The sequence below is a fragment of the Bizionia saleffrena genome (assembly GCF_008086175.1).
GTDB lineage: Bacteria > Bacteroidota > Bacteroidia > Flavobacteriales > Flavobacteriaceae > Bizionia > Bizionia saleffrena.
In genome coordinates this window covers 1-24,151 of record NZ_VSKM01000017.1, presented here as the reverse complement: position 1 = coordinate 24,151, position 24,151 = coordinate 1, and the positions used below count along the sequence as shown (strand labels likewise).

The 24,151-nt window shown below is 35.3% G+C and carries 20 protein-coding genes and 1 tRNA gene; 10 read left to right on the top strand and 11 right to left on the bottom strand.

The window, feature by feature from the left end:
* The first annotated feature begins 52 nt into the window (after nucleotides 1-52).
* The 3 genes from ES676_RS13220 (at nucleotide 53) to ES676_RS13210 (ending at nucleotide 5,564) form a co-directional block, all read left to right on the top strand.
* Nucleotides 53-1,120: a DUF3810 domain-containing protein gene (locus ES676_RS13220; RefSeq protein WP_148370802.1), complete on the top strand. Its 1,068-nt coding sequence runs from the start codon at nucleotides 53-55 to the stop codon at nucleotides 1,118-1,120.
* Between the two features lie 95 nt (nucleotides 1,121-1,215).
* Complete coding sequence (locus ES676_RS13215) at nucleotides 1,216-4,224, top strand: amidohydrolase family protein (protein WP_148370801.1); 3,009 nt, start codon at nucleotides 1,216-1,218, stop codon at nucleotides 4,222-4,224.
* 35 nt (nucleotides 4,225-4,259) lie between these two features.
* On the top strand, nucleotides 4,260-5,564 hold the full coding sequence (locus ES676_RS13210; protein ID WP_148370800.1) for an amidohydrolase family protein: 1,305 nt from the start codon (nucleotides 4,260-4,262) through the stop codon (nucleotides 5,562-5,564).
* Nucleotides 5,565-5,667: 103 nt separating this feature from the next.
* Here ES676_RS13210 and ES676_RS13205 read toward each other — a convergent pair whose 3' ends face one another.
* The gene (locus ES676_RS13205) at nucleotides 5,668-6,468 is read right to left on the bottom strand and encodes a DUF6503 family protein (protein WP_148370799.1); all 801 of its coding nucleotides are present in this window, start codon (nucleotides 6,466-6,468) and stop codon (nucleotides 5,668-5,670) included.
* Between the two features lie 421 nt (nucleotides 6,469-6,889).
* Here ES676_RS13205 and ES676_RS13200 point away from each other — a divergent pair, with 421 nt between their 5' ends.
* Entirely contained in the window at nucleotides 6,890-7,690 is an 801-nt protein-coding gene (locus tag ES676_RS13200) for a TrmH family RNA methyltransferase (protein WP_215731652.1), read from the top strand.
* Nucleotides 7,691-7,698: 8 nt separating this feature from the next.
* Here the strand turns inward: ES676_RS13200 and ES676_RS13195 are convergent, their stop codons facing one another.
* On the bottom strand, nucleotides 7,699-9,078 hold the full coding sequence (locus ES676_RS13195) for a choice-of-anchor L domain-containing protein (RefSeq protein ID WP_148370798.1): 1,380 nt from the start codon (nucleotides 9,076-9,078) through the stop codon (nucleotides 7,699-7,701).
* An 85-nt stretch (nucleotides 9,079-9,163) separates the two neighbouring features.
* Here ES676_RS13195 and ES676_RS13190 point away from each other — a divergent pair, with 85 nt between their 5' ends.
* Entirely contained in the window at nucleotides 9,164-10,399 is a 1,236-nt protein-coding gene (locus tag ES676_RS13190; RefSeq protein ID WP_148370797.1) for a M48 family metallopeptidase, read from the top strand.
* A gap of 26 nt (nucleotides 10,400-10,425) precedes the next feature.
* Here ES676_RS13190 and ES676_RS13185 read toward each other — a convergent pair whose 3' ends face one another.
* Nucleotides 10,426-11,091 (bottom strand): M15 family metallopeptidase, encoded by a 666-nt coding sequence (locus ES676_RS13185; RefSeq protein WP_148370796.1) that lies wholly within the window; start codon nucleotides 11,089-11,091, stop codon nucleotides 10,426-10,428.
* A 44-nt stretch (nucleotides 11,092-11,135) separates the two neighbouring features.
* On the opposite strand from ES676_RS13185, the gene ES676_RS13180 reads away from it, so the two are divergent.
* From ES676_RS13180 to ES676_RS13160, 5 genes are all read left to right on the top strand, one after another.
* Nucleotides 11,136-11,495: a DoxX family protein gene (locus ES676_RS13180; RefSeq protein WP_148370795.1), complete on the top strand. Its 360-nt coding sequence runs from the start codon at nucleotides 11,136-11,138 to the stop codon at nucleotides 11,493-11,495.
* Between the two features lie 5 nt (nucleotides 11,496-11,500).
* Entirely contained in the window at nucleotides 11,501-12,097 is a 597-nt protein-coding gene (locus tag ES676_RS13175; RefSeq protein WP_148370794.1) for an alpha-ketoglutarate-dependent dioxygenase AlkB family protein, read from the top strand.
* 374 nt (nucleotides 12,098-12,471) lie between these two features.
* On the top strand, nucleotides 12,472-13,395 hold the full coding sequence (locus ES676_RS13170; RefSeq protein ID WP_148370793.1) for an alpha/beta hydrolase: 924 nt from the start codon (nucleotides 12,472-12,474) through the stop codon (nucleotides 13,393-13,395).
* A 367-nt stretch (nucleotides 13,396-13,762) separates the two neighbouring features.
* Entirely contained in the window at nucleotides 13,763-15,028 is a 1,266-nt protein-coding gene (locus tag ES676_RS13165) for a DUF819 family protein (RefSeq protein WP_148370792.1), read from the top strand.
* A gap of 53 nt (nucleotides 15,029-15,081) precedes the next feature.
* Nucleotides 15,082-15,777, top strand: coding sequence for a DUF4369 domain-containing protein (locus tag ES676_RS13160; protein ID WP_148370791.1), 696 nt, complete (start codon nucleotides 15,082-15,084; stop codon nucleotides 15,775-15,777).
* Nucleotides 15,778-16,464: 687 nt separating this feature from the next.
* Here ES676_RS13160 and ES676_RS13155 read toward each other — a convergent pair.
* The 8 genes from ES676_RS13155 to ES676_RS13120 form a co-directional block, all read right to left on the bottom strand.
* A tRNA-Thr gene (locus ES676_RS13155) sits at nucleotides 16,465-16,538 on the bottom strand.
* A 57-nt stretch (nucleotides 16,539-16,595) separates the two neighbouring features.
* Nucleotides 16,596-16,865 carry a hypothetical protein gene (locus ES676_RS13150; RefSeq protein ID WP_148370790.1) on the bottom strand — a complete coding sequence of 90 codons (270 nt, stop codon included), beginning with the start codon at nucleotides 16,863-16,865 and terminating at the stop codon, nucleotides 16,596-16,598.
* A 30-nt stretch (nucleotides 16,866-16,895) separates the two neighbouring features.
* Entirely contained in the window at nucleotides 16,896-17,870 is a 975-nt protein-coding gene (locus ES676_RS13145; RefSeq protein WP_148370789.1) for a type I phosphomannose isomerase catalytic subunit, read from the bottom strand.
* An 8-nt stretch (nucleotides 17,871-17,878) separates the two neighbouring features.
* Nucleotides 17,879-18,289, bottom strand: coding sequence for a 6-pyruvoyl trahydropterin synthase family protein (locus ES676_RS13140; RefSeq protein ID WP_148370840.1), 411 nt, complete (start codon nucleotides 18,287-18,289; stop codon nucleotides 17,879-17,881).
* Entirely contained in the window at nucleotides 18,270-18,809 is a 540-nt protein-coding gene (gene idi, locus ES676_RS13135; RefSeq protein WP_148370788.1) for an isopentenyl-diphosphate Delta-isomerase, read from the bottom strand. The genes ES676_RS13140 and idi overlap by 20 nt, the downstream gene beginning before the upstream one ends.
* Nucleotides 18,810-18,957: 148 nt before the next feature.
* Nucleotides 18,958-20,892 (bottom strand): OmpA family protein, encoded by a 1,935-nt coding sequence (locus ES676_RS13130; RefSeq protein ID WP_246124504.1) that lies wholly within the window; start codon nucleotides 20,890-20,892, stop codon nucleotides 18,958-18,960.
* A gap of 18 nt (nucleotides 20,893-20,910) precedes the next feature.
* Nucleotides 20,911-21,852 carry a PorP/SprF family type IX secretion system membrane protein gene (locus ES676_RS13125; RefSeq protein ID WP_148370787.1) on the bottom strand — a complete coding sequence of 314 codons (942 nt, stop codon included), beginning with the start codon at nucleotides 21,850-21,852 and terminating at the stop codon, nucleotides 20,911-20,913.
* Nucleotides 21,853-21,910: 58 nt separating this feature from the next.
* A partial coding sequence (locus tag ES676_RS13120; protein ID WP_148370786.1) for an Ig-like domain-containing protein occupies nucleotides 21,911-24,151 on the bottom strand: 2,241 nt, incomplete at its 5' end.

Sequence of the window (24,151 nt, the reverse complement as noted above, 5' to 3'; positions counted from 1 at the left end):
AAAGGTAATTAATAGAATAGCAATTATGTAAACATTTTCTTAAATTTGAAATATGCTTAAAAACAATAAACTCCTCGTCGCTTTATTACTCATTCCTGCTATTATTGGCGTTAAAGCGGCGGCTTATTTCCCAGGTATCATCGAAGTCATTTACAGTACCGGTTTGTACCCCTTTATCTCTCGGTTTTTTCGTTACTTTTTAGGATGGATTCCTTTTTCTTTTGGTGATTTGGTTTACGGTTTCGGAATTCTATTTATTATGCGTTGGTTACTTATAAACCGTAGGCGGGTAGTTTCAGATTTTAAAAATTGGTTGATAGATATTTTTGCCGCTGTTTCCATTATTTATATTAGTTTTCATTTGTTTTGGGGATTAAATTACTACCGACTACCGCTTCATAACAGCTTAAATTTAGAAGCCGAATACACCACTGAAGCTTTAGTGGATGTTACAAAAAAACTGATTAATAAAACGAATGCACTGCATTTGGAACTCACTAACAACGACTCTATTCGCGTTGAAAGTCCGTACTCCAAAGCAACCATTCTTAAGATGGTTCCCGAAGGCTATTCTGTTTTAAAAGAAAAATATCCACATTTAGAATATAAAGGCGAATCGATTAAAACCTCATTATTTAGTTTGCCGCTAACCTATATGGGTTTTAGCGGGTATTTAAATCCGTTAACCAACGAAGCGCAAGTCGATGGTTTAATTCCAGAATTTAAATTCTCTACAACGGCTTCGCACGAAATTGGCCACCAGTTAGGCTATGCCGCAGAAAACGAAGCTAATTTTATGGCGTGTTTGGCAACGACTTCACATAGCGATTTGTATTTTAGATATTGCGGTTTTGCCTTTGGTTTACGCCATTGTTTACACGAAATCTATAGACGAGATCCAGCACTGTATAAGGAGTTATTAGTGACCTTAAACACAGGCGTATTAAAAAATTACCAAGAGGTGCGCGATTTTTGGGAGGCGCATAAAAACCCAACAGAACCCGTATTTCGAAAAACCTATAACACCTACTTGGAAGCCAATAACCAAGAAGGGGGAATGGACAGCTATAGCTATGTCGTCGCTTTAATAGTTAACTATTTTAAAAATAAAACACTATAACAATATAAAAGACAAACGTTAAATTAAGTTTGCTTTGTGTTTAGTAACTACAGAATCTTATCTTTAAAACTTTTAAAACTTTATCTCACTAACTTATGATTAAACACGTTTTGTTTCTCGCTGTACTATTTTGTGGCTACACTAGTTTTGCTCAAGAATACATCCCTAAAAACGACGGTGTAAAAACCGCTACTTCACATTACACTGCATTACAAAATGCGACTATTCATCTGTCTCCAACAGAAGTTATCGAAAACGGTACTCTGGTATTTAAAGATGGAAAAATCGTTTCTGTAGGCACTTCGGTAAATATTCCTAAAAACAGTTTGGTTATCGATGCTACTGGTAAAACAATCTATCCGTCGTTTATAGATATTTACTCCACTTTCGGAGTGAAGCAACCCGAAAAAAATTCTAGCAACTCTAGAACGCCACAATACGATGCAAGTCGCGAGGGCTATTATTGGAACGATCATATTAGACCCGATCAAAACGCCATAGATTATTTAGATTACGACCTTAAAAAAGCAAAAGCGTTGCAGAAAGCTGGTTTTGGAGTGGTAAACTCACATATCGACGATGGTATTATTCGTGGTACTGGTATTTTATTAGCGCTTAACAACGAAGGCAATGCTTCAAATAGAATTCTCGAAGCACAATCGGTACAGTATTCTGGAACTTCAAAAAGCAAAACCTCAAAACAAGCGTATCCAACCTCTTTAATGGGCGCTTTAGCCTTATTACGTCAGGTACATTTAGATGCCGATTGGTATGCAAAAGGTTTAAGTACAGAAAAAGATCGCGCTCTCGAAGCCTTATTAGCAAATAAAAATAAGGTGCAAATTATTGAAGCCGGCAGCAAACTTAATGCCCTACGCTTAGATAATGTTGGTGACGAATACAACACGCAATATGTCATTGTTGGTGGTGGCGACGAATACGAAGCTATAAAAGATATTAAAGCAACACAAGCACAGTTTATAATACCTATAGATTTCACAGACGCTTACGATATGGAAGATCCATTTTTAGCGCGCTCTGTAGAGCTGAGTGATTTAAGACAATGGAATCAACAACCGCATAACCCTAGAATTTTAGCGGAGAATAATATTGAATTTGCTTTATCGACTTACAAGCTAAAAAAAGAAGCGTCTTTTTTACCGAACCTAATTAAAGCTATTGAGGCCGGATTACCAAAAGACAAAGCACTGGCAGCTTTAACTACAATTCCTGCTGGAATTATTGGAAAAAGTAATACTTTAGGATCTCTTAAAACCGGAGCTTATGCTAATTTTTTAGTGACTTCGGGCGATATTTTCGATAAGAAAACCACGATTTACGAAAACTGGATAACTGGCGTTAAAAACGAATTAGAAACGGCACCTAAAGACGTTCGTGGTGAATATGCGTTTAACTTAGAAAACGAAAAATATACGCTTAAAATATCGGGCACTTTAGAAAAATTAAAAGCTAAAGTAAAAACCGATAGTACGACTTTAGGCACAAAATTAAATGTGAATAACGATTGGTTACAACTCACGTTCTCGACTATAGATACCACGAAACAGGAATTTATTCGCGTGGTTTCAAATTTAACCGATAGTAAGATATTATCCGGAAAAGCCTATTTCCCTAACGGAAAAACCCTTGCATTTAATGCGGAAAAACAAATCTCAGACACAAAAGAAGATTCAAAAATAGAGGATGAAAATGATGATGATGATGATGATGATGATGATGATGATGAAACACCATCAAAATTAAACCCCTTTCACCCGGTAACCTATCCAAACTTAGCGTACGGTTTTGAAACGTTACCAAAACAAGAAATACTTCTTTTTAAGAATGTAACGGTGTGGACCAACGAAAAGGAAGGCATTTTAAAACACACCGATGTTTTAATTAAAAATGGAAAAATAGCTAAAATTGGCACTAATTTAAGTGACAGAAATGCTCAAACTATTGATGGTACTGGAAAACATTTAACAGCTGGAATTATAGACGAACATTCGCATATTGCCACCTCATCGGTTAACGAATCGGGTCACAACTCCACTGCCGAAGTGAGTATTGAAGATGTTTTAAACCCTGATGATATAAATATTTACCGCAATTTGGCCGGTGGTGTTACGTCTATTCAAGTATTACACGGCTCGGCAAATCCTATTGGTGGCCGCTCGGCGATTATTAAACTAAAATGGGGAGAATCGGCTAAAAACTTAATCAACCCTCACGCACCAAAATCCATCAAATTTGCTTTAGGTGAAAACGTAAAACAGAGTAACTGGGGCGATGCTGCAAAAACGCGTTTCCCACAAACTAGAATGGGTGTAGAACAAGTGTATATCGATTATTTTCAACGTGCTAAAGAATATGAAGTTCTAAAAGCTAGAGGAAAACCATTCCGAAAGGATATTGAAATGGAAACACTTGTCGAAATTATTAATAAAGAGCGTTTTATAACGTGCCACTCGTATGTGCAAAGTGAGATAAATATGTTAATGAAAGTGGCTGAGCAATTCAATTTTAACATTAACACATTTACACATATTTTAGAGGGTTATAAATTAGCCGATAAAATGGTAGAACACGGTGTTGGAGGCTCAACATTTAGCGATTGGTGGGCGTACAAATACGAGGTCAACGACGCGATACCTTACAACGCCGCAATTATGCATAATAATGGCGTTACCGTTGCTATTAATAGTGACGATGGCGAAATGTCGCGTCGTTTAAATCAAGAAGCTGCAAAAGCGGTGAAATATGGCGATGTTAGCGAAGAAGATGCTTGGAAATTTGTAACCCTAAACCCTGCAAAATTACTACATATTAGTGATCGCGTGGGGAGTATAAAAGTAGGAAAAGATGCCGATATGGTTTTATGGAGCGACCACCCGTTATCGATCTATGCGAAAGCGGAAAAAACAATTATTGAAGGGGTAACCTATTTCGATATTAATCGTGACAAACAATTGCGTGCTACGATTTCTAAAGAAAAAAATGAATTGACCACTTTAATGCTTCAAGCGAAAAACAAAGGCTTAAAAACAAAACCGATCGCGAAGAAAGAGAAAGCACATTTTCACTGCGATTCTAATTTCTAACATCAAATTCTCAATACTTTTAAAACAGACACGTTATGACATTATTAAAATATAAATTACTCGGTGTAGCACTATTTTTTTCAACAATACTACTCGCTCAACAAACCCCCGCACCAAAGCAGACACAGGCCATTTCTATTGAAGGCGGCACCGCACATATAGGAAATGGTGAAGTTATAGACAATGCCTTAATTATATTTACCGAAGGAAAACTAACTTTTGTAGGCAGCGCGCTAACTGAAACGGCGAGACAAGGCACGATTATTAACGCTAAAGGGAAACACATTTACCCAGGATTTATTGCCCCAAATTCCACTTTAGGATTGGTAGAAATTGATGCCGTAAGAGCGACTGAAGACCAGGACGAAGTGGGTAAAATGAATCCGCATATTCGTAGTATAATCGCGTATAACACAGAATCGAAAGTGGTAGAATCTATGCGAATTAACGGTGTGTTAATGGGGCAGATAACACCTAGAGGCGGACGAATTTCAGGAACTTCATCGGTCGTACAATTTGACGCCTGGAACTGGGAAGATGCCGTAATTAAAGAAGATGATGGTATCCATTTAAACTGGCCAAATCCGTTTTCTCGCGGCCGTTGGTGGTTAGGTGAGCCAGCCACTTTAAAAGAAAATAAAGAATACAATAATCAAGTGGATGAGCTTACTACTTACTTCAACGAAAATGCAGTCTACCAAATTGGAAAAAACACCTCAAGACATTTACCTTTTGAAGCGTTAAACGGCGTGGTCACTGGCAAAAAAACGTTGTATGTACACGTAGATAATGAAAAAGGAATTACAGATGCTATTAATTTTAAAACTGCCAACAACATTAAAAAACTTGTTATTGTTGGAGGTAACGAGGCGCATTTAGTGTCTAACCTTTTAGTGAAACATAATATCCCGGTGCTTTTACAACGCGTTCATAGTCGACCGAATAACGACGACGACGATTACGATTTACCATTTACTTTAGCAAATCGCTTGGTTAAAGATGGTGTATTAGTGGGCTTAGAAAACTCTGGAGGTATGGAACGAATGAACACAAGAAATTTGCCTTTTCTAGCGGGAACTTGCGCTGCATACGGTTTAGATAAAGAAAAAGCGCTAAGCTTAATTACGTTAAACACGGCTAAAATATTAGGCATTGACGATACAGTGGGGTCTTTAGAAGTTGGTAAAGACGCAACTTTTTTTATAAGTGAAGGCGACGCTCTAGATATGAGAACCAACAAAATAGATAAAGCGTACATTCAAGGTCGAGATGTTATTTTAAAATCTCACCAAACCGAATTGTACGAACGTTACAGTAATAAATACAAGGACAATAACTAGATATTTAGTGTTATAACACAAGTAAATAAATAGATTAATCTATGCAGTAATTAAAAAAAAGGCGGCCAATTGGCCGCCTTTTTAATATGTGTGTTTTCGAAATTTATTCAACGAAAGTTGCATTTTCTGGTTTAGAGAACCTAGTAACATCAAGAGCTTCCTTAGATAATTTTGCGTTAAAAATCGCTGTCGTTCTTACAGGGTTTATAGGTTGATTGTTAAAAAACTCGTAGTTAACCATTTCTGTTGGCAGCAACACACCTTCAACTTCCTCCCATTTATTATATTTTTTCAAATGAAACTCTTTGGTTTTTTCTTTAGAGAAATAGGTTACCGTATACCCTAACCATTCCATTTTAAATGTTTCTGGGTGGTAGTATAAAACGTATTCATCGTCGGGAGACTCCCCTACTCCATTTTCGTAAGCAATTTTGATACCTGGATAGGTTACACCTTCAAATTCTATAGCTTTAGCAGCGCTAAAAACAATACCATCGTCGGCCAAAACAAAAGGCATAGCATAAAAATAGAACATTAAATTGTAGTAAAATTTAGGTGCATAGCCTTTGTATTCTTCTTCTGTTCTATTTAAAAACCAAACCGCTTCACCATCGAAACCAATAACATAATTTTCTGCTTCTATTAACGATTCTCTAGAGTTTAAATTGGTACGCGTCACTTCATCTCCGCCTGGTTTTCTCATAGTAAACTCAACAGACTGCATTGTTTTCCAATGATCCAATCCGCCATGCGCTTCAAATACTTTCGCTATATCTTCAGGAAATGATTTATCTTCTTTTATTTCAACTTCCGGTGTAGGCTGAACCTTTTCAGGAGCCGTTTCTTTTTGTTTACAACCCATAAAAGTCATCATTAATAATACAATACCCAAATAGTTTTTCATACTTTAATCTTTCTTAATTATTAATGTAGGTTGTCGAAAGCACGAACTTAACATTACAAAATTATCTATATTTTTATATCATTAGGGTTTAATATAAAGACAGGAGACCGTTTTATTTTTAGAACCAAGAACTAAAACTTGATTCTAACTATTCTAAAAAAAAGATCGGCTTTGTTAGAAAAACTTCCCAACTACATCCTTAAAATTTTTTAATTTGAAAGGTTAATACGAATACACTCTTTCATATAGGCCATTACTATATTTTAAAGACGCATCCTTTTTTGAAGTTACTTTTAGCACGTCGTTTAACACTTCTTTACACTAGAAAAACAGACAAGAATAGGGGCGCGCGTTATTATTATTGTTATTACTAAGCCATTTCAAACAGAAAACATAAATTTGCGTTTATAATTATAATGCAATGGATATTAAACACATCAGCAGCGTACAAAACGCATTAATAAAACAGGTTCTTCTCTTAAAAGACAAATCTCGCGAACGTAAAAAATCGGGTGTATTTATTATTGAAGGTCTTCGAGAAATTGAATTGGCTGTAAAAGGCAAATATACGATTGAAACTATTTTTTATTATGCTGACATATTTCCGAAAGAACAACTTGAGAAATCAGACTTAAAGGCGTCACAGTACATTGAAATATCGAAAGACGTGTATCAAAAAATAGCATATCGAGAAACTACTGAAGGTATTATTGCCATTGCAAAAGGTAAAGAAAATACGATTGATAAATTAATATTTAATAACAAAAACCCACTCATTCTTGTTGCTGAGGCACCTGAAAAGCCTGGTAATATTGGTGCTATTTTACGTACCGCCGATGCTGCCAACGCCGATGCTGTGATTATTGCCAACCCAAAAACCGATGTATACAACCCTAATATTATTCGCTCTAGCGTGGGCTGTGTATTTACAAACCAAATTGCTACGGGTACAACAAGCGAAATAATAGCTTTTTTAAAATCGGAAAATATAGCTATTTACGCTGCTATTCTACAAGATGCCGTAGCTTACCATACTCAAAATTTCACTACTCCGACAGCTATAGTTGTAGGCACCGAAGCTACTGGTTTAAGTGAAGCCTGGCGTGTGGCTTCTAAACAGAATATTATTATCCCTATGCAAGGCGAAATAGATTCTATGAATGTTTCTGTGGCTGCAGGGATTCTAATTTTTGAAGCTAAGAGGCAACGCGATTTCAAATAAAGAATACGTTATTTTAAAATTCGTTTATAGATCGTTCCTTTATCCGATTCTAATTTTAAAAAATACAATCCGTTAGCCAAATTTTCGAAATCAACAATTAAATCAGCGTCGTCATTAGAGAATTGTGACACTATTAACTGACCATGCATATTGTAAATTTCTACTTTAATTATTGCTTTAGTATTAGTAATGAATAATTTATCGATTACTGGATTTGGGTATATTTCTAGACCTTCCAACTCGAAATTTTTCGTACTCAACAAAGCAGAATCTGTAGATATACGAAAACTATTGGTTATCCGTCTTCCTGTAAAAGCATTTTCCATACTAACATATATTGTTTCAGGATCTTCTGTGTTTGTGTATGCTTCAGGATTAGAAATTGCATTAACACCAGTTTCAGCGTCAAGTAGTGTAAGATAATAGTTAAAATTAAAAGTATAAATTGAAGTATCAACACTTCCCAGCATTAGCGTTTCGTTATCCCGTAAATTAAAAACAGAAGAACCGTTATTATCGGTATCTTCAACAACCACATCCCCTGGTTCTTGCTCCATAATAGGAATAGCTCCAAATGAATTCTTCTTCACAAATAATGCACTATCATAACTAGAGTCTGATGCATCTGCTACAACTATTTTAAAACTATAATTATCGCCAATAACTAAATCACCCGTGAGTTCGAACACTTCCGTTTGACCATTAAAATTTATAGGAGAGTCTGCTGGAAGAATATAATCTGGATTAGCAGGAACATTAGTCACCTCGTAATTATAACGATGAAAATAAGCTTCGTTTTCAGGTGAACAACTGGTGTTGGCGCCACCACGGACATTGAGTATCGAAATTGGGGTTGTTGTATTAGGTACTAAAGCTAGATTCACTGAAACCCCAGTGTTTAGACTAGTTAGAATAACTGCAAATGTATCAGCATACGAGCATTCAAACACACCATACTCTTCAGACACCATTAAAAAATCGAAACTAATAGATTCAACCTGTGCTAAAAAATCAAACTGAATAACCGACGCGTTAAAAGATGTTGAAACCCCAGTTATCATTTCCAAATCTGAATCTCCGAGCCAATTACTTGTTCCTTCGCTTAATACACTTGTATTTCCTCCAGGAATAGACAAGACATTCCCTGTACTTAAAACTATACCTTGAGCAAAAGCTATGTCCGCTCCATTAGCCGTAAACGTTGCGACCCCATTTACCTCACCAAAATCTACACCTGTACTAACAACTAAGTTAGACATTGGAAAGTTTGGATTACCAACCAACTCATCTTGTATAAGCTGTTGCGTCGTATTTATATCATCTATGGTTAATTGAGAAAAGGAGTAATTACAAATAATTAAGAAAATAAAAAGTATCTTTTTTTTCATAGCTGTTTAGTTAAGATTTTAAAGGTAACAAAATGTACTTTCATTATCTTTGCAAATAATAAATTAATTACAATAATATTCTTAAATGACTGCGACTTTTCTATTTTATATCATTATTTCTTTATTAATTATCAGTTTTATAATCGATAAAGTGCTGGACGCTTTAAACGCCAAACATTATAATGATGCCATTCCAGCGGTATTAAGCGATGTTTATGACGACGACGAATACAATAAATCGCAACGTTATAAGAAAACCAATTATAGATTAGGGCTTCTAACCTCTTCATTTTCGCTAGTACTTACCCTAGCCTTTTTCTTTTTAGATGGCTTTGCGTATGTAGATTCTTTAGCTAAACAATGGACCGGTAACCCCATAATAATCACCCTTATTTTCTTTGGAATTATTATGTTGGGTAGCGATATTTTAACCACACCTTTCTCTTATTATAAAACCTTTGTAATTGAAGAATGTTTTGGGTTTAACAAAACAACTAAGCTTACCTTTATAGTCGATAAGCTAAAAGGTTGGTTAATGCTCATTATTGTGGGTGGCGGTATTTTAGCACTTCTTACGTGGTTTTATCAAACAACAGAACAGTTGTTTTGGATTTATGCCTGGCTATTAATCACGGTCTTTATGCTATTTACTAATTTGTTTTATTCGCGTTTAATTGTGCCAATATTCAATAAGCAATCACCATTAGTAGACGGTGATTTACGCACACAGATTTCTAATTACGCCAAAACAGTAGGTTTCAATCTTGATAAAATATTTGTTATCGACGGCTCTAAACGAAGCACTAAAGCCAATGCTTATTTTTCAGGATTTGGAAGTCAGAAGCAAGTGACGCTTTACGATACACTAATTAACGATTTAGACCCTGAAGAAATCGTAGCTGTTTTAGCACACGAAGTCGGGCATTATAAGAAAAAACATATCATTTTTAATCTATTTGCCTCCATAGTGCTTACAGGTATTACTTTATATATTATGTCTTTGCTAATTTCAAATCCGTTATTGTCTGACGCTTTAGGAGTCGCTACGCCGAGTTTTCATATTGGATTAATCGCTTTTGGTATTTTATACAGTCCGATTTCGGAACTCACCAGTTTAATAATGAATTGGTTTTCTAGAGTGTTTGAATATCAAGCAGACAATTTTGCGAAAAACACTTATAAAGCCGAACCTTTAATAAGCGGACTTAAAAAATTATCTAAAAACAGCTTAAGTAATTTAACACCGCATCCTGCGTATGTGTTTATGCATTACTCGCACCCAACGTTATTGGAACGCATCAATAATTTGAGGAAAAGGTAGTTAGGACTCAACTCTACAACTCTAAACTATTCCACCGGAAAATCAAAGTACTGATTACGGTAGGGCTCATTTCGTAAGGTAAAATGCCACCATTCTTTAGGGTAATTTCTAAATCCATTGGCAAGCATTAGTTTTTGTAAAAGGCCACGATTTTCCAATTGTTTTTTAGCAAGTTCCGTATTGGCAACCCAAGATTCCTTACCAAAGAAATCGAAAGGCGATCCCATATCTAACTCTTCGCCAGTTTTGTTGTCTACAATTGTAATGTCCAAAGTACTACCGCTACTGTGTCTAGATTTTGAAGCAATATAACCCGCACTAAATAAATGGCGCTTGTTTACATTAGGATAAAATTGCGATTTCATTATAGTGTCATTTACCGCTTTTGCCCAACGTACAAAATGGTTTACCGCACGTTGTGGTCTATAAGAATCGTAGATTTTTAAACTTAAATCTTGTTTTCTAAGTTCTACTTGTACTTTCTGTAAAGCCATAGCAGCTTCTTTAGTTAGAATAGCTACATTTTCTATATAACCGTCCACGTTTTCGCCTACAAAATTATTATCGTAGCAATACCTAAGTTCTACTTTAATATCTGGAATACTGTTTTTAACATACACAAAACCGTCTGGCAGTTGTGCAAATGAAGTAGTTATAAATAAGACTAAAAAAAAAGTGACACTAATTTTCATGATTACTATTTTAAAGGCTAATTTAGAGAATTAAATAAAAACTTATGACTTTTCCTTGGCATCTTTACCTTATGGCGGCAGTATATATTTTTGCTGGAATTATGCATTTTATAAAACCTAAAGCGTATTTACGTATTATGCCACGCTATATACCAAAACCAAAATTAATGGTGCGTTTAAGTGGTATTGCCGAAATACTTCTAGGCGTTGGCCTGTGCATTCCTGCGCTTAAAAAGCTTTCTATTTACGGCATTATGGCGATGCTGGCCCTATTTTTATTAGTTCATTTTTATATGCTTTCAGGCGAAAAAGCGTCGGCAGGAATTCCAAAATGGATTTTAATTTTACGTCTTCCGCTTCAATTCGGATTAATGTATTGGGCGTATTGGTACCTTCAATTTTAAAACAGATGTTGTTTCCTTCAGAAGAAATACGGCTTAATTTACCAGATGCTGAAATTAGTTATTTTCCTAACTTTTTTAGTGCAACTGAAGCACAACAATATTACCATTCCATATTAAATACGACCCATTGGCAGCACGATGACATCACTGTTTTTGGTAAAACACATAAACAACCGCGCCTAACGGCTCTATTCGCATTGAACAATAATTCGTTAAAATACTCCAATATTACGATGCACCCTTCGACATTTACACCAACTTTAAAAGAGATTAAATCAAAAATAGAAAGGGTTTGCAATATTAAATTTACTACGTGTTTGGCTAATTTATATCGCGACGGAGAAGATAGTAACGGCTGGCATGCCGATAATGAAAAACAATTGGGTAGAAATCCGGTAATTGCATCGGTAACTTTTGGCCAGCCCCGGTTTTTTCATTTAAAACATAGAACTCATAAAGAGTTACGACATAAATTACTGTTAGAAAATGGCAGTTTGTTGTTAATGCAAGGTGAAACACAACACCACTGGTTACATCAAATAGCGAAAACAAAACGAAAGATAAACCCGAGAATAAACTTGACTTTCAGAGTGGTTGAATAGCCTAAAAATAAAAAAACTGAGATCCCTCAACCTCAGTTTTTCTTTATTTACAATTTTTATTCTGAATAGATTTAGGGCCTAAATAGTATTTAAAATTGTAAACATCAATTAATTAATCCATTGAACTAACTTTTGTATTATTAGTACACTTCGAAAATATAACTAATCCTTAAGATTAACGATTAAACCCCTTAAATTTCGATGAAATACACTTTATTTTAACATTAACCGATTAAAAGCGCTTTTAATCGCTATATAATAGTTTCTAATTAAAGTTCACACCGTTATTTCTAACCTAATTATACTTAAATTTGTGTATTAACGCATCGATTTAAAAACAAAATTATACTATTTCAAACTTTAATTTTTCAGCTATGAAAATTCAATTCATCCTTCTATTCTTACTTATTAGTAATGTTGTAATGGCACAAGATAACACGAACCTTTCCGAAGAAATTATTATAAATGAGTTTATTGAAGGGACTTTGTTAGTGCCCAATGCTATAGAAAAACCAAATTTGGTTATTATTATCGCCGGATCTGGCCCTACGGACAGAGATGGGAATCAGAATTTTCTAAAAAATAATGCTTTAAAAAAATTAGCCGTTGGTTTATCGAATAGAAATATTGCCACATTTCGTTACGACAAACGCGTTGTAACCCAAATAAAAAAAGGCAAGATCGACAAGAATATACTTTTTAAAGATTTTATAACTGATGCTATTTCAGTTTTAGATTACTTTAAAAACGAAGCGCGTTTTAACCACATTTATGTTGCAGGCCATAGTCAAGGCAGCTTAGTGGGTTTAGTCGCCGCCAAAGACAAAGCCGATGGTTTTATATCGCTAGCTGGCGCTGGGCAAAGTATAGATGGCGTTATCCTAGAACAAATCACCAAAACGGCACCAATGTTTAGGGAAGAGGCCGAGAAGACTTTTGTAGTATTAAGAGAAGGAAAAACTACCGATGAGTACCCGAAGGCCTTAGAAGCCCTTTTTAATAAAGGTTTACAGCCTTTTATTTCGAATTGGATGAGCTATAATCCACAAACCGAGATACAAAAATTAAACATTCCTATTCTAATTATAAACGGAACTAAAGATTTACAAGTTACAGAAGCGGAAGCAGAACTTTTACACCTATCTGCACCACAATCTAAACTACAAATTATTGAGAATATGAATCACGTTTTAGTCACTATTGAAGGGGGGACTTTAGAAAATTCTAAATCGTATAACGAATCTGCACGTACTTTATCGCCAGAGATTTTTGAAGCTATTATTAGTTTTATAAAATAGAAAAAGCACCCTAAAAAGGATGCTTTTTCATACTAACCAACCAAAAATATGATAATTACGACTCGTATTTTAAAGTAACCACACTCTTAAATAGTCGACATACGCAATTACATAAAACATTATTTCAATCTTCGTGCCAAAAGCGAGCAACGTGCTTTTATCGCTTGTTTTTTTAGAAACATTTAACAAAAGGCGACAGCTTTAATAGTACTTATTACATTGTGTCTGTTATAGAACTAATTTTGACAGCCTTTCAGGTACACATACTACAAATCGTTACGTTTAGTTTTTATCGCTTTTTAAAGCAGAAAGGAGTCTTTTTTTTAAGGAAGAAATTCGCTATTTTGCGAGAAATTAAAACTAAAAAATGGAAAACACGTTACCAATTAGCAACGATGCTATAGTCTTTGGAATTTTAATGCTATGTCTAGGTGTTGTTTTTTATACCGAAAACTTAAAGAATAAATTCTGGACCTCCTTTTACAAGTTCGTTCCAGCACTTTTAATGTGTTACTTATTACCTGCCGTTTTCAATTCTTTAGGAATTATATCGGCCGATACGTCGCAGACCTACTTTATTGCTAGTCGTTATTTGTTACCTGCCTCTTTAGTTTTATTTACCATAAGTATCGATTTAAAGGCAATCTTTAATTTAGGCCCTAAAGCCTTAATAATGTTCTTAACAGGAACTTTTGGTATTATCATTGGCGGCCCCTTAGCCATTTTATTAATTTCTACATTTTCCCCAGAAACAGTAGGAGGTGCTGGTTTCGATGCCGTTTGGCGTGGATTGTCAACCTTAGCAGGAAGCTGGATAGGTGGTGGTGCAAACCAAGCCGCAATGTTAGAAATTTATGAGTACAATCAAGAATTATATGGGGGAATGGTATTGGTAGATATCGTCGTCGCAAATATATGGATGGCCATTTTATTATTAGGAATTGGTAAACGTAAAAAAATTGATAAATGGTTAAAAGCTGACAACTCGGCTATTGATGCTTTACAGGAAAAAGTTCAGAATTTATCGGACAAGATAACGCGAAATCCTACCCTAACCGATCTTATGGTTATTTTATCTATTGCTTTTGTAGCCGTAGGTATTGCGCATTTAGGGTCCGATTTAATTTCTGGGTACTTAAATAATAATTTCGAATCGGTAAGTGATCCTAAAAGTGCTTTGTCCTCATTTGGAAGTGGTTTCTTTTGGTTAATTTCTATTGCCACCATTATTGGTGTAATACTGTCCTTTACAAAAGTAAAAAAATACGAAGGTGCTGGTGCCAGTAAAATCGGGAGTGTTTTTATCTATGTGCTAGTCGCTACTATTGGAATGAAAATGGACTTAGGAAAAATATTTGAAAACCCGGGATTAATCTTTATTGGTATCGTTTGGATGGCCATACACGCCGGCCTTTTAATTTTAGTCGCTAAATTAATAAAAGCACCTTACTTTTTCTTGGCTGTTGGTAGTCAAGCCAATGTTGGTGGCGCAGCATCGGCTCCAGTTGTAGCAGCTGCTTTCCACCCTTCGCTAGCATCTGTTGGTGCTCTTTTAGCCGTTTTTGGTTACGTTGTGGGAACCTATGGCGCACTATTGTGTACCGAATTAATGAGAATCGTCGCTACACAATAATTATTAATTAATTTTTTAGCATATTTGCGCTCTATAAAAAACACTATACTATAATGCGAAAACTAATAGCACTGTTAAGTTTAAGTTTACTATTTAACTGCGGAAACTCTAACGATTCACTTGTTGTAAAAGGCCAGATTAAAGGCTTGAAAAAAGGAACAATATATTTAAAGAAAGCTACCGATTCTACGCTAGTGACCTTAGATTCTGTAACCGTGCACGGAGAAACTCCTTTTGAATTAAAAAGCTATATTGATGAACCACAAATTCACTTTTTATATCTAGATAAGAACGATGCAAAGGAAGACCGAATTTCATTTTTCGCAGACAAAGGCGTTTCTGAAATACAAACGACCTTAAAAAACTTTGCTTACGACGCGGAAATAAAAGGCTCTAAGCAACAAGATATTTTAAATGATTATTTAGTGATGATGTCTAAGTTTAATAATAAAAGTTTAGAATTAATTAAAGAGAATTTTGATGCTCTAAGAGTAAACGACACTATTTTAGCTACAGAAAAAGAGATGGCTTTTAACAGCCTTAAGCGACGAAAGTATTTATACACCACTAACTTTGCCTTAAACCATAAAAACAGCGAAGTAGCGCCTTATTTAGCGCTGACTGAGTTGTACGATGCTAATATTAAATTGCTAGACACCATTAATAACGCATTAAACAAAGCAGTAAAAACATCGTTGTATGGTAAAAACTTACAACAGTTTATAGATAGAATTAAAACGGAAGAATAATAGCTTTAAACGCTTTCCAAAACATAAAAAGCTTCACTAATTATAGTGAAGCTTTTTTTATGGATTGCATTTAGTGTTGTTCTACAATATTTTAAAATAGGCGACCATAAATCATCTTACAATTAACCGTCCTAACGCAACCGAAAATTGTTTGGATAGTCTATATCTATTTCAAATTTTAACTATGCTATAGCGCATATAAAAGGCCGTCACTTTATATTGTCTTTCGGCAACTCTATTGGCTGCAGGCTACATTAACCTAAAGCGTAAAACTGTACCTAAAAAGTAGATTTAAAAAGTATTAAAATTGTCCCCTCGAGCACAGTCCAGAGGTTACTTATAAAGTTCTAAATAGAAAAGAGTTGCTAATGCCCAAGCGTAGGCTTGATTTTATAATGAGTGCATTCGCAGGCTTTACGTGCATTAAGAATTAGATTGAATTCTCTATTCCGGATGTTTGAAAATCTCGGACATCTCTACACACCTCTTTTAAGAATGATCATGTATAAAGTGTAAACTAGTAGTATTGGAAATAGCAATTACGAAGTGATACAACAGATTTCTTGAAATTTGATCCATTTGATCTTTGTTTAACACGAGGATTGGTAAAGAATGGTATTTAACACGGCTTTTAACGGTAGGTATAAAACCAAAAAAACCACTCTAAAAAAGAGTGGTTTAACTTTGAGCCGATGGAGGGACTCGAACCCACGACCTGCTGATTACAAATCAGCTGCTCTAGCCAGCTGAGCTACATCGGCAAAGCGAGTGCAAATATAGTATTGAATTTCATACCTGCAAACTTTTTAGGTAGAAATTTACCCTAAATTATTAATCTTTTCTATTAAAGCACGACCCTTTTCTTCAAGTTCTGTGTTAATCGCCTTAAAATGAGCTTTTTTGTCCTCAACTTTTCTATCATTAACTTTTTCAATTAATTCATCGAAAGTTATGATTGCCTCATCAATAACTGCTTCACTAGCTTTTGGGTCTTTTTCTGTATTAGTATATTGCCATACATAAACTGCTTCGATAATATCTCCTAATACGTAGTTTATATCTTTTTTAAGGTCTCTCTTGTTTGCCATAATATTCTTTAATTTAATTTGAGTGCAAAATTACACATAAACTTCTAATAGTTTACCTTTTTTCGAGGTAATTTCATATTCTAAAAGTGCTGCTGGTAATAAAACGGTTTCTCCTTTTATTATTTGGGTTGTTTCCTGGTTATAAGTAATGGTGGCTTCACCATCTACACACATATACACTATAAATGAATCGAACGTATTTATTTTATTTATCGTTTCAGCTTCCAAATGAATGTAATTAGTTGTAAAATAGCTACAACTTACAATCTTGTGTGTCTCATTTTTTGTTTTGGAATACGATAATTTAAAATCATTTTTCATACTAAAATCGATGGCTCCTAAGGCCCACTGGGTATGTAATTCTCTTTTGTTTCCTTGGTCGTCTACTCTGTCCCAATCGTAAATACGATACGTGATATCGCTAGTTTGTTGTATTTCTGCGACCATAACTCCCGCTCCAATAGCGTGAATACGTCCCACTCCAATAAAGTAGGCATCTCCTTCTTCTACGTTTTCAGTATTAAGAATTTGTGTGAGTGTTTTTTCCTCTACATGTTTTTGATACACCGCTTTATCTACCTGTTGATTAAAGCCAACGATTAGATTAGATCCTTTATTTGCTTGTAAAACATACCACATTTCTGTTTTACCGAAAGAATTATGGCGCTTGGTAGCTAAAGCATCATTGGGATGAAGCTGAATGGATAAATCCGTTTTGGCATCTATAAACTTAATTAATAGCGGAAATTTCTCTCCAAAATCTTTATAGTTCTTAGCTCCTACTAAATCTTCTTTTAACAAATCTTGAAGACTGTTTAAAGAAGTCCCCTTGAACGCCCCGTTACTTACAATAGAAGTATCGTCTTTTACACCACTAATCTCCCAGCTTTCTCCAATATTCGGAAGATCACTTTCTCTATTAAGAAGTGTTTTTAATTTTGTACCACCCCAAATTTTTTCTTTTAAAATAGGAGTGAATTTAAGCGGATAAAGGGTCTGCTCCATAATAAGGATTATTGACCAGCGTAACTAACAAAGTTACGGGGCGTCTCGTAAAGTGTGACTTCTAAGTCTAAGCCTTCTTTAAGTTTGTTTTTTATTTTATTGTAAATTACGACCACAATATTTTCTGCCGTAGGTATTAATTCTTTAAATTCTGGGACATCTAAATTAAGATTTTTATGATCGAAAGCGTCTTCAACTTCCGCCTTAATGATATCTTTCAACGTTTTAATGTCTATAACATAGCCGGTTTCCGTATCAATATCTCCTGTAACGCTAGCTATTAAATCGTAGTTATGACCGTGGAAATTAGGATTATTACACAAACCAAAAACAGCGTCATTTTTTTCGTCTGTCCAGTCTTTTCTATATAATCTATGCGCCGCATTAAAGTGCGCTTTTCTACTTACTGTTACTCTCATCATTAATATTTATAAATTCGTAAAATTTATCAAAAATAATTTTAAACCAAGCCGTATACACCTCAGGATTATTTTTCATATCCATTTTAACATCTTCTAAAAGCATCCATTTATAAGCCTCTACTTCCTCTGGATTTATTAGTGGTTCGCCATTAAAACGCCCTATCATAATATGATCGTATTCGTGCTCTGTTAATCCATTTTCAAACGGTGCTTTGTAAATAAAAGACGTTCGTTCTTCGAGCTCTGTTACAAACCCCATTTCTTCCTGCAAACGCCGTTTTCCTGCTTCTAAATTACTTTCTCCTTCCCGTTGGTGACTGCAACACGTATTGGTCCATAATCCTGGTGTATGGTATTTTGATAGCGCCCGTTGTTGAATCATTAATTCGTTCTTATCATTAAAAACGAAAACAGAAAAGGCGCGATGTAATAGTGCTTTTTCATGGGCTTCCATTTTTGGCATTAAACCAATTTGTTCGTCTTTTTCATTAACTAAAATCACCTTTTCTTCTAGCATATCAATTTTTAAATGGTTTTTTTCAAATTTACAAAATAGCCTTTATTAAATGCCCTTTTTAATTAATTTTTAAGCTTTGCGCTTTATAACAAAAAAGCACCTCCACTACGAAGATGCTCTTTTGTTATATAAATAGGTAAAACAGTTATTAATTCCCCGAAATAACAAACATACTTCTCCGGTTTTTTTGATGTTCTTCCTCTCCACATTCAACTGTGCTCGTGCAGGCATTGACCAATTGGTTTTCACCGTAACCTTTTCCTGAAATTCGCTTATTAGAAATATCTCCATTTTTAATAATCCATTGTTTTGTCGCCTCGTTTCTCCTATCAGATAGCGCCATATTATAGGTTCTATTTCCTCGAGAATCGGTGTGCGATCGCACGTCTAATTTTACATTTGGGAATGCTTTTAAATATCTAATGACTTTCTGCAGTTCTTTTTCGGCATCGGGACGAATATTAGATTTATCGAAATCGAAATAAATGGGGTCTAAATCTAATAATTGGGTTAAATCGGTTCCCACTGGAGCAACGTCTTCTTTTACTAAAGGAAAATTCGGAGTTAGATTTAGTGCTAAGGTTATATCATTACTATTATTTGGTTCTATCATATAAACTAACGACGTCGACGCGTAACCTTCTTTGCTTGCTACCGCTTTGTACTTATCTTCTCTACAATTAGAGTTGTAATTAAACGTTCCGTTTTTATCTGTTATAAATCTATAAACCTCTTTATCTGTTTCTAAATTATAGACCACAATTTTGGCCCCAGAAATTTCTTTATTAATTCTATTATCTACAAGAATTCCTGAAATTAATTGGTTACACTCATTTCTTCTGAATTTATAAATATCGTCATCTCCTTTTCCTTTTAATCGATTTGAAGTTAGATATCCTGTGTTTTTAAACTCATCTATAATAAATTCAAAGTCGTCACGAGAGCTATTAATGGTTTTTCCTAAGTTTAAAACCTGCGGGTTTTCACTTTCAATATTGGTATAAAATAGATCTAACCCCCCTAAACCTAAATGACCATCTGATGAAAAATATAATGTACCATTATTACTCACAAAGGGAAAGTTTTCACGGCCTTCTGTATTAATTCTATCGCCTAAATTTATCGGCTCTCCATACGTACCATCGGTATTAACATCTACCATATATAAATCTGATTTCCCCAAGGACCCGGCCATATCGGACGCAAAATATAGTGTGTTCTCATCTAGACTCAACGCTGGATGTGCGACATTGTAATTATCATTATTAAAAGGAAGACTTACAATATCTCCCCATTCACCATCTTTAAAAGTAGCTTTAAAAATTTTAAGTCCGTTAACCTTATCATCACTTTTACTAGTTTTTCCTTTGAAATAATTATTTCTCGTGAAATATATCGTCTTTCCATCTTTTGTAAAAGACGTTGATGATTCGTGATATTTCGTATTTATTTTATTTGAAAAAGGTGCTGCAACAGATGAAGAATCGGCTTTATAAAATAAATCTAAGAACGGTTGTTCATTCCACTTGTATAATTTCCCTTCGCCTCTAGAGGAAGCGAATACAATCCCATTATTATAATACGATGTTCCAAAATCTGAATACTTTGTGTTTGTTGACAGATTTTCGACACTAAAATTTCCTGATAATTTATCGATTGTTGTTAAATAATCTGGAGAATTTGAAAACATAATGGCGCGTGAATCAGTAGGGTTTAACACCGCAAACTTTTTCATATACTTATTTCCCATTTCGTATTTACCAATAGCCTTTAAGCTCATAGCGTATCTATAATAGTACTCTGTATCACTATCAGCATCGGTTTTAAGTAATAAATCATACCATTTTGATGCCTCAATCATATCTGCGTTAAAATAGTATGCATTACCTAATTTTGCTAATACTTGCGGACTTTCTACTCCGTCTTCTACATATTTAGTTAGATTTTGAATGACCTTTTTATAGGATAGATTATTGTAATCTCTATCGACTTTAGAATTAATGACATCTTGTTCTTGCGCTATTACAGAGTTGAAACTAAGCAATACCGTTAGTATAAGTAGTTGTATTTTATTTTTCATCATAATATTTTAATTCTGTTGTTAGAAGAATCTTGGCGATAATATTCTAGAGTTTTTAAATAATTCAAATCTTAAAAAGAATTCAAACGATCCTTTTTCGTATTTCGTTTTACCTAAATCTGTTACTTCTTTATCGTAAGCAATACCTAACATTAAATCTTCAGTTAATTGATATCCCAATAAACCACTAAAAGCGGCGCTCCACCTGTAAGCAACACCTAAAGACAACTTATCTCTTAATAGTGCATTTACAGATAAGTCTGCTTGTAATGGCGCACCTTTTACACCTTTAAATAAAATGGCTGGTTTTAATTTTAAATCCGGATTCACATCAAAGACATAGCCACTAATTAAATAATAATGAATACTCTCTGCTGCTGTGGAATAAATTTGTTCATCGTTATTTCCAAAATGTTCAGTTTCTAATAAATTAGGAGCAGATAGCCCTAAATACCATTTGTCGCCTCCACGATAATATAAACCAACACCAACATTAGGAGAAAATTTATTTTCGATATTAGATCTTAACAGCACATCACTAGGGTTGTATTGATTAAGTTTTGTATAATCGACATCTAAAAAATGGCCACCCGCTTTTATTCCGAAAGATAAGCGACCATCGTATGATGTATTAACGGTATAGGAAAAATCAATATCGAAATACGTTTCTTGAGTTGGTCCTATTTTATCATTTACAATTGAGGCTCCCAACCCTAAACGGCCGTCGTAATCTAAAGGTGAATGAACATTAAAAGTTTGAGTGCTTGGAGCTCCATCTAGACCAACCCATTGCGATCTGTGTAAAAGTAAAGCACTTAACGTTTCTCTCTGTCCTGCATAGGCTGGATTTACACTCATAGTATTATACATATATTGTGTAAACTGAGCATCTTGCTGTGCATTGGCTTCGGTTAAAAAACTAAGGCTTGTAAGAAGTACAAAAATTAATAATCTGTTTTTCATTATTCTAAAATTATAATTATAAGAGACACTATTAAATCACCTCCTTTTTAGTTTTTTATTATCGTTGAATGTATAGATATCCCGCTTTAGACTTGTTATCGCCCGTGGCATCGTTTGTATATTTAAGGATGTAGAAGTACGTTCCAATTGGTAGTTGATTCTCTTTCGAAATAGTTACTCTTCCGTTAGATTCTCCTGTAAAATAATTTCCATTTTGACCATAACTACTTGTTTCATATACAATAACTCCCCATCTGTTATATATTTCAAGCGTATTGTTTGGGTATAACTCTAAATTTCTAATAACAAGCACATCATTGTCACCATCTCCATTAGGTGTTATAACATTAAATACTTCGATACCGTCTTCTTCAGTCGGATTTCCATTATTAACTTCTAAATAATCAGGTAATCCGTTTCCATTACTATCAACTGCGTCACCACCAAATCCAATACCGTCACCATTAGGATCTGCTCCTTCTAAGATTGTAGGGATACCATCACCATCATCATCTGGGTCTAAATAATCTGGTGTACTATCTCCGTCTGTATCATTATCTATAGGATTTCCATTACCGTTTGGATCTACAGAACCGTCTGTTACATCTACATTAGTATAATCTTCATTGATCGTATCTACCCCATCATTATCATCGTCCGAGTCTAAATAGTTAGGTATGCCGTCGCCATCTGTATCACCGTTAGGTAATTCTTCGCCGTTAGGCACATTATCTTGGTCACAATCGCCGTTACTCCATTCTTGAGATTGTGCAACCGTAACGTCTTCAAGATAAAAATCACACGGATCAAATACATTAGTTGAGTTACCACCATTAATAGGATTTAATTCATCACCGTTGATTACACCGTCTCCATCACAGTCAAGACTATTCCAAAATGTTAAATCTGCATTCGCATCTTGATTTGCGATAACTAAGTCACAAGGATCTACAGGATCTGTACCGTCCGCTATTTCTGTTCCATTAGTTACCCCATCGTTATCACAGTCTGCATCTAAGTAATTTGAGTTCACAGGTTCTGTAATATCTTCAAAGTTGAAATCACATTCATCGTTTGGATCGGTGCCATTGGCTACCTCTGTGCCGTCAAGAACGCCATCACCATCAGTATCTGGATTTGTTGGATCTGTACCGTCTGGTGTATTTGGGTCGCCATCGGGACCGTTGATTTCTTCAGCATCCATTAAGCCATCATTATCACAATCCGTCGTTGCCGTGATTGGTAAGGTAATATCTTCGATGTTATAATCACATGGATCGTTTGGATCGGTGCCGTTTGCTACTTCTGTGCCATCAAGTACCCCGTCGCCATCTGTGTCTGGTTCTGGCGCTACCGTAATGGTTACCGTAGTTGTTTCTGTGGTGGTGGTTCCATCGGGATTGTTTACTGTAACTGTATACTCGTAACTATCCGTACCATTAAAGTCTGCATTTGGAGTGTATGTAATTGTTCCGTCAGAGTTGATTACTACAGCTCCATTCGCTGGAGTCGTTGTATTGGTAACGGTATAATCTGTTCCATAGACTCCTGTAAACGTATCATTTGCTAACACATCCGTAGTCACTGCCGTGTCTTCTGGCGTGGTATCTGTATCGGCTACAATATCCGCAACTGGCGTTACCATAACGGTTACCGTCGCTGTTTCTGTGGTTGTACTCCCATCAGGGTTGGTTACCGTTACGGTGTAATTAAACGTATCCGTTCCGTTAAAGTCAGGGTCTGGTGTGTACGTTACTGTGCCGTCAGGATTAATAACTACAGTTCCGTTTGCTGGAGCTGTTGCATCTGTTACTTCTATTGTACTTGATGGATCGAACGTATCATTATCTAAGACATCAATAGCAACTGCTGTATCCTCATCCGTTGTTGCTGTGTCGTCATTTGCATCATCGCTTGGGTTCACCGTTACCGTTACTGTTGCTGTTTCTGTGGTTGTACTTCCATCAGGGTTGGTTACCGTTACGGTGTAATTAAACGTATCCGTTCCGTTAAAGTCAGGGTCTGGTGTGTACGTTACTGTGCCGTCAGGATTAATAACTACAGTTCCGTTTGCTGGAGCTGTTGCATCTGTTACTTCTATTGTACTTGATGGATCGAACGTATCATTATCTAAGACATCAATAGCAACTGCTGTATCCTCATCCGTTGTTGCTGTGTCGTCATTTGCATCATCGCTTGGGTTCACCGTTACCGTTACTGTTGCTGTTTCTGTGGTTGTACTTCCATCAGGGTTGGTTACCGTTACGGTGTAATTAAACGTATCCGTTCCGTTAAAGTC

Bases quoted from the DNA above. Each gene is read 5' to 3' on its own strand.
- ES676_RS13210 (WP_148370800.1), top strand. From the start codon at position 4,260: ATGACATTATTAAAATATAAATTACTCGGTGTAGCACTATTTTTTTCA.
- ES676_RS13140 (WP_148370840.1), bottom strand. From the start codon at position 18,289: ATGAGAGTAACAGTAAGTAGAAAAGCGCACTTTAATGCGGCGCATAGA.
- ES676_RS13205 (WP_148370799.1), bottom strand. From the start codon at position 6,468: ATGAAAAACTATTTGGGTATTGTATTATTAATGATGACTTTTATGGGT.
- ES676_RS13180 (WP_148370795.1), top strand. From the start codon at position 11,136: ATGACTTTTCCTTGGCATCTTTACCTTATGGCGGCAGTATATATTTTT.
- ES676_RS13220 (WP_148370802.1), top strand. From the start codon at position 53: ATGCTTAAAAACAATAAACTCCTCGTCGCTTTATTACTCATTCCTGCT.
- ES676_RS13145 (WP_148370789.1), bottom strand. From the start codon at position 17,870: ATGGAGCAGACCCTTTATCCGCTTAAATTCACTCCTATTTTAAAAGAA.
- idi (WP_148370788.1), bottom strand. From the start codon at position 18,809: ATGCTAGAAGAAAAGGTGATTTTAGTTAATGAAAAAGACGAACAAATT.
- ES676_RS13215 (WP_148370801.1), top strand. From the start codon at position 1,216: ATGATTAAACACGTTTTGTTTCTCGCTGTACTATTTTGTGGCTACACT.
- ES676_RS13190 (WP_148370797.1), top strand. From the start codon at position 9,164: ATGACTGCGACTTTTCTATTTTATATCATTATTTCTTTATTAATTATC.
- ES676_RS13195 (WP_148370798.1), bottom strand. From the start codon at position 9,078: ATGAAAAAAAAGATACTTTTTATTTTCTTAATTATTTGTAATTACTCC.
- ES676_RS13150 (WP_148370790.1), bottom strand. From the start codon at position 16,865: ATGGCAAACAAGAGAGACCTTAAAAAAGATATAAACTACGTATTAGGA.
- ES676_RS13160 (WP_148370791.1), top strand. From the start codon at position 15,082: ATGCGAAAACTAATAGCACTGTTAAGTTTAAGTTTACTATTTAACTGC.
- ES676_RS13170 (WP_148370793.1), top strand. From the start codon at position 12,472: ATGAAAATTCAATTCATCCTTCTATTCTTACTTATTAGTAATGTTGTA.
- ES676_RS13125 (WP_148370787.1), bottom strand. From the start codon at position 21,852: ATGAAAAACAGATTATTAATTTTTGTACTTCTTACAAGCCTTAGTTTT.
- ES676_RS13175 (WP_148370794.1), top strand. From the start codon at position 11,501: ATGTTGTTTCCTTCAGAAGAAATACGGCTTAATTTACCAGATGCTGAA.
- ES676_RS13130 (WP_246124504.1), bottom strand. From the start codon at position 20,892: ATGATGAAAAATAAAATACAACTACTTATACTAACGGTATTGCTTAGT.
- ES676_RS13165 (WP_148370792.1), top strand. From the start codon at position 13,763: ATGGAAAACACGTTACCAATTAGCAACGATGCTATAGTCTTTGGAATT.
- ES676_RS13185 (WP_148370796.1), bottom strand. From the start codon at position 11,091: ATGAAAATTAGTGTCACTTTTTTTTTAGTCTTATTTATAACTACTTCA.
- ES676_RS13200 (WP_215731652.1), top strand. From the start codon at position 6,890: ATGGATATTAAACACATCAGCAGCGTACAAAACGCATTAATAAAACAG.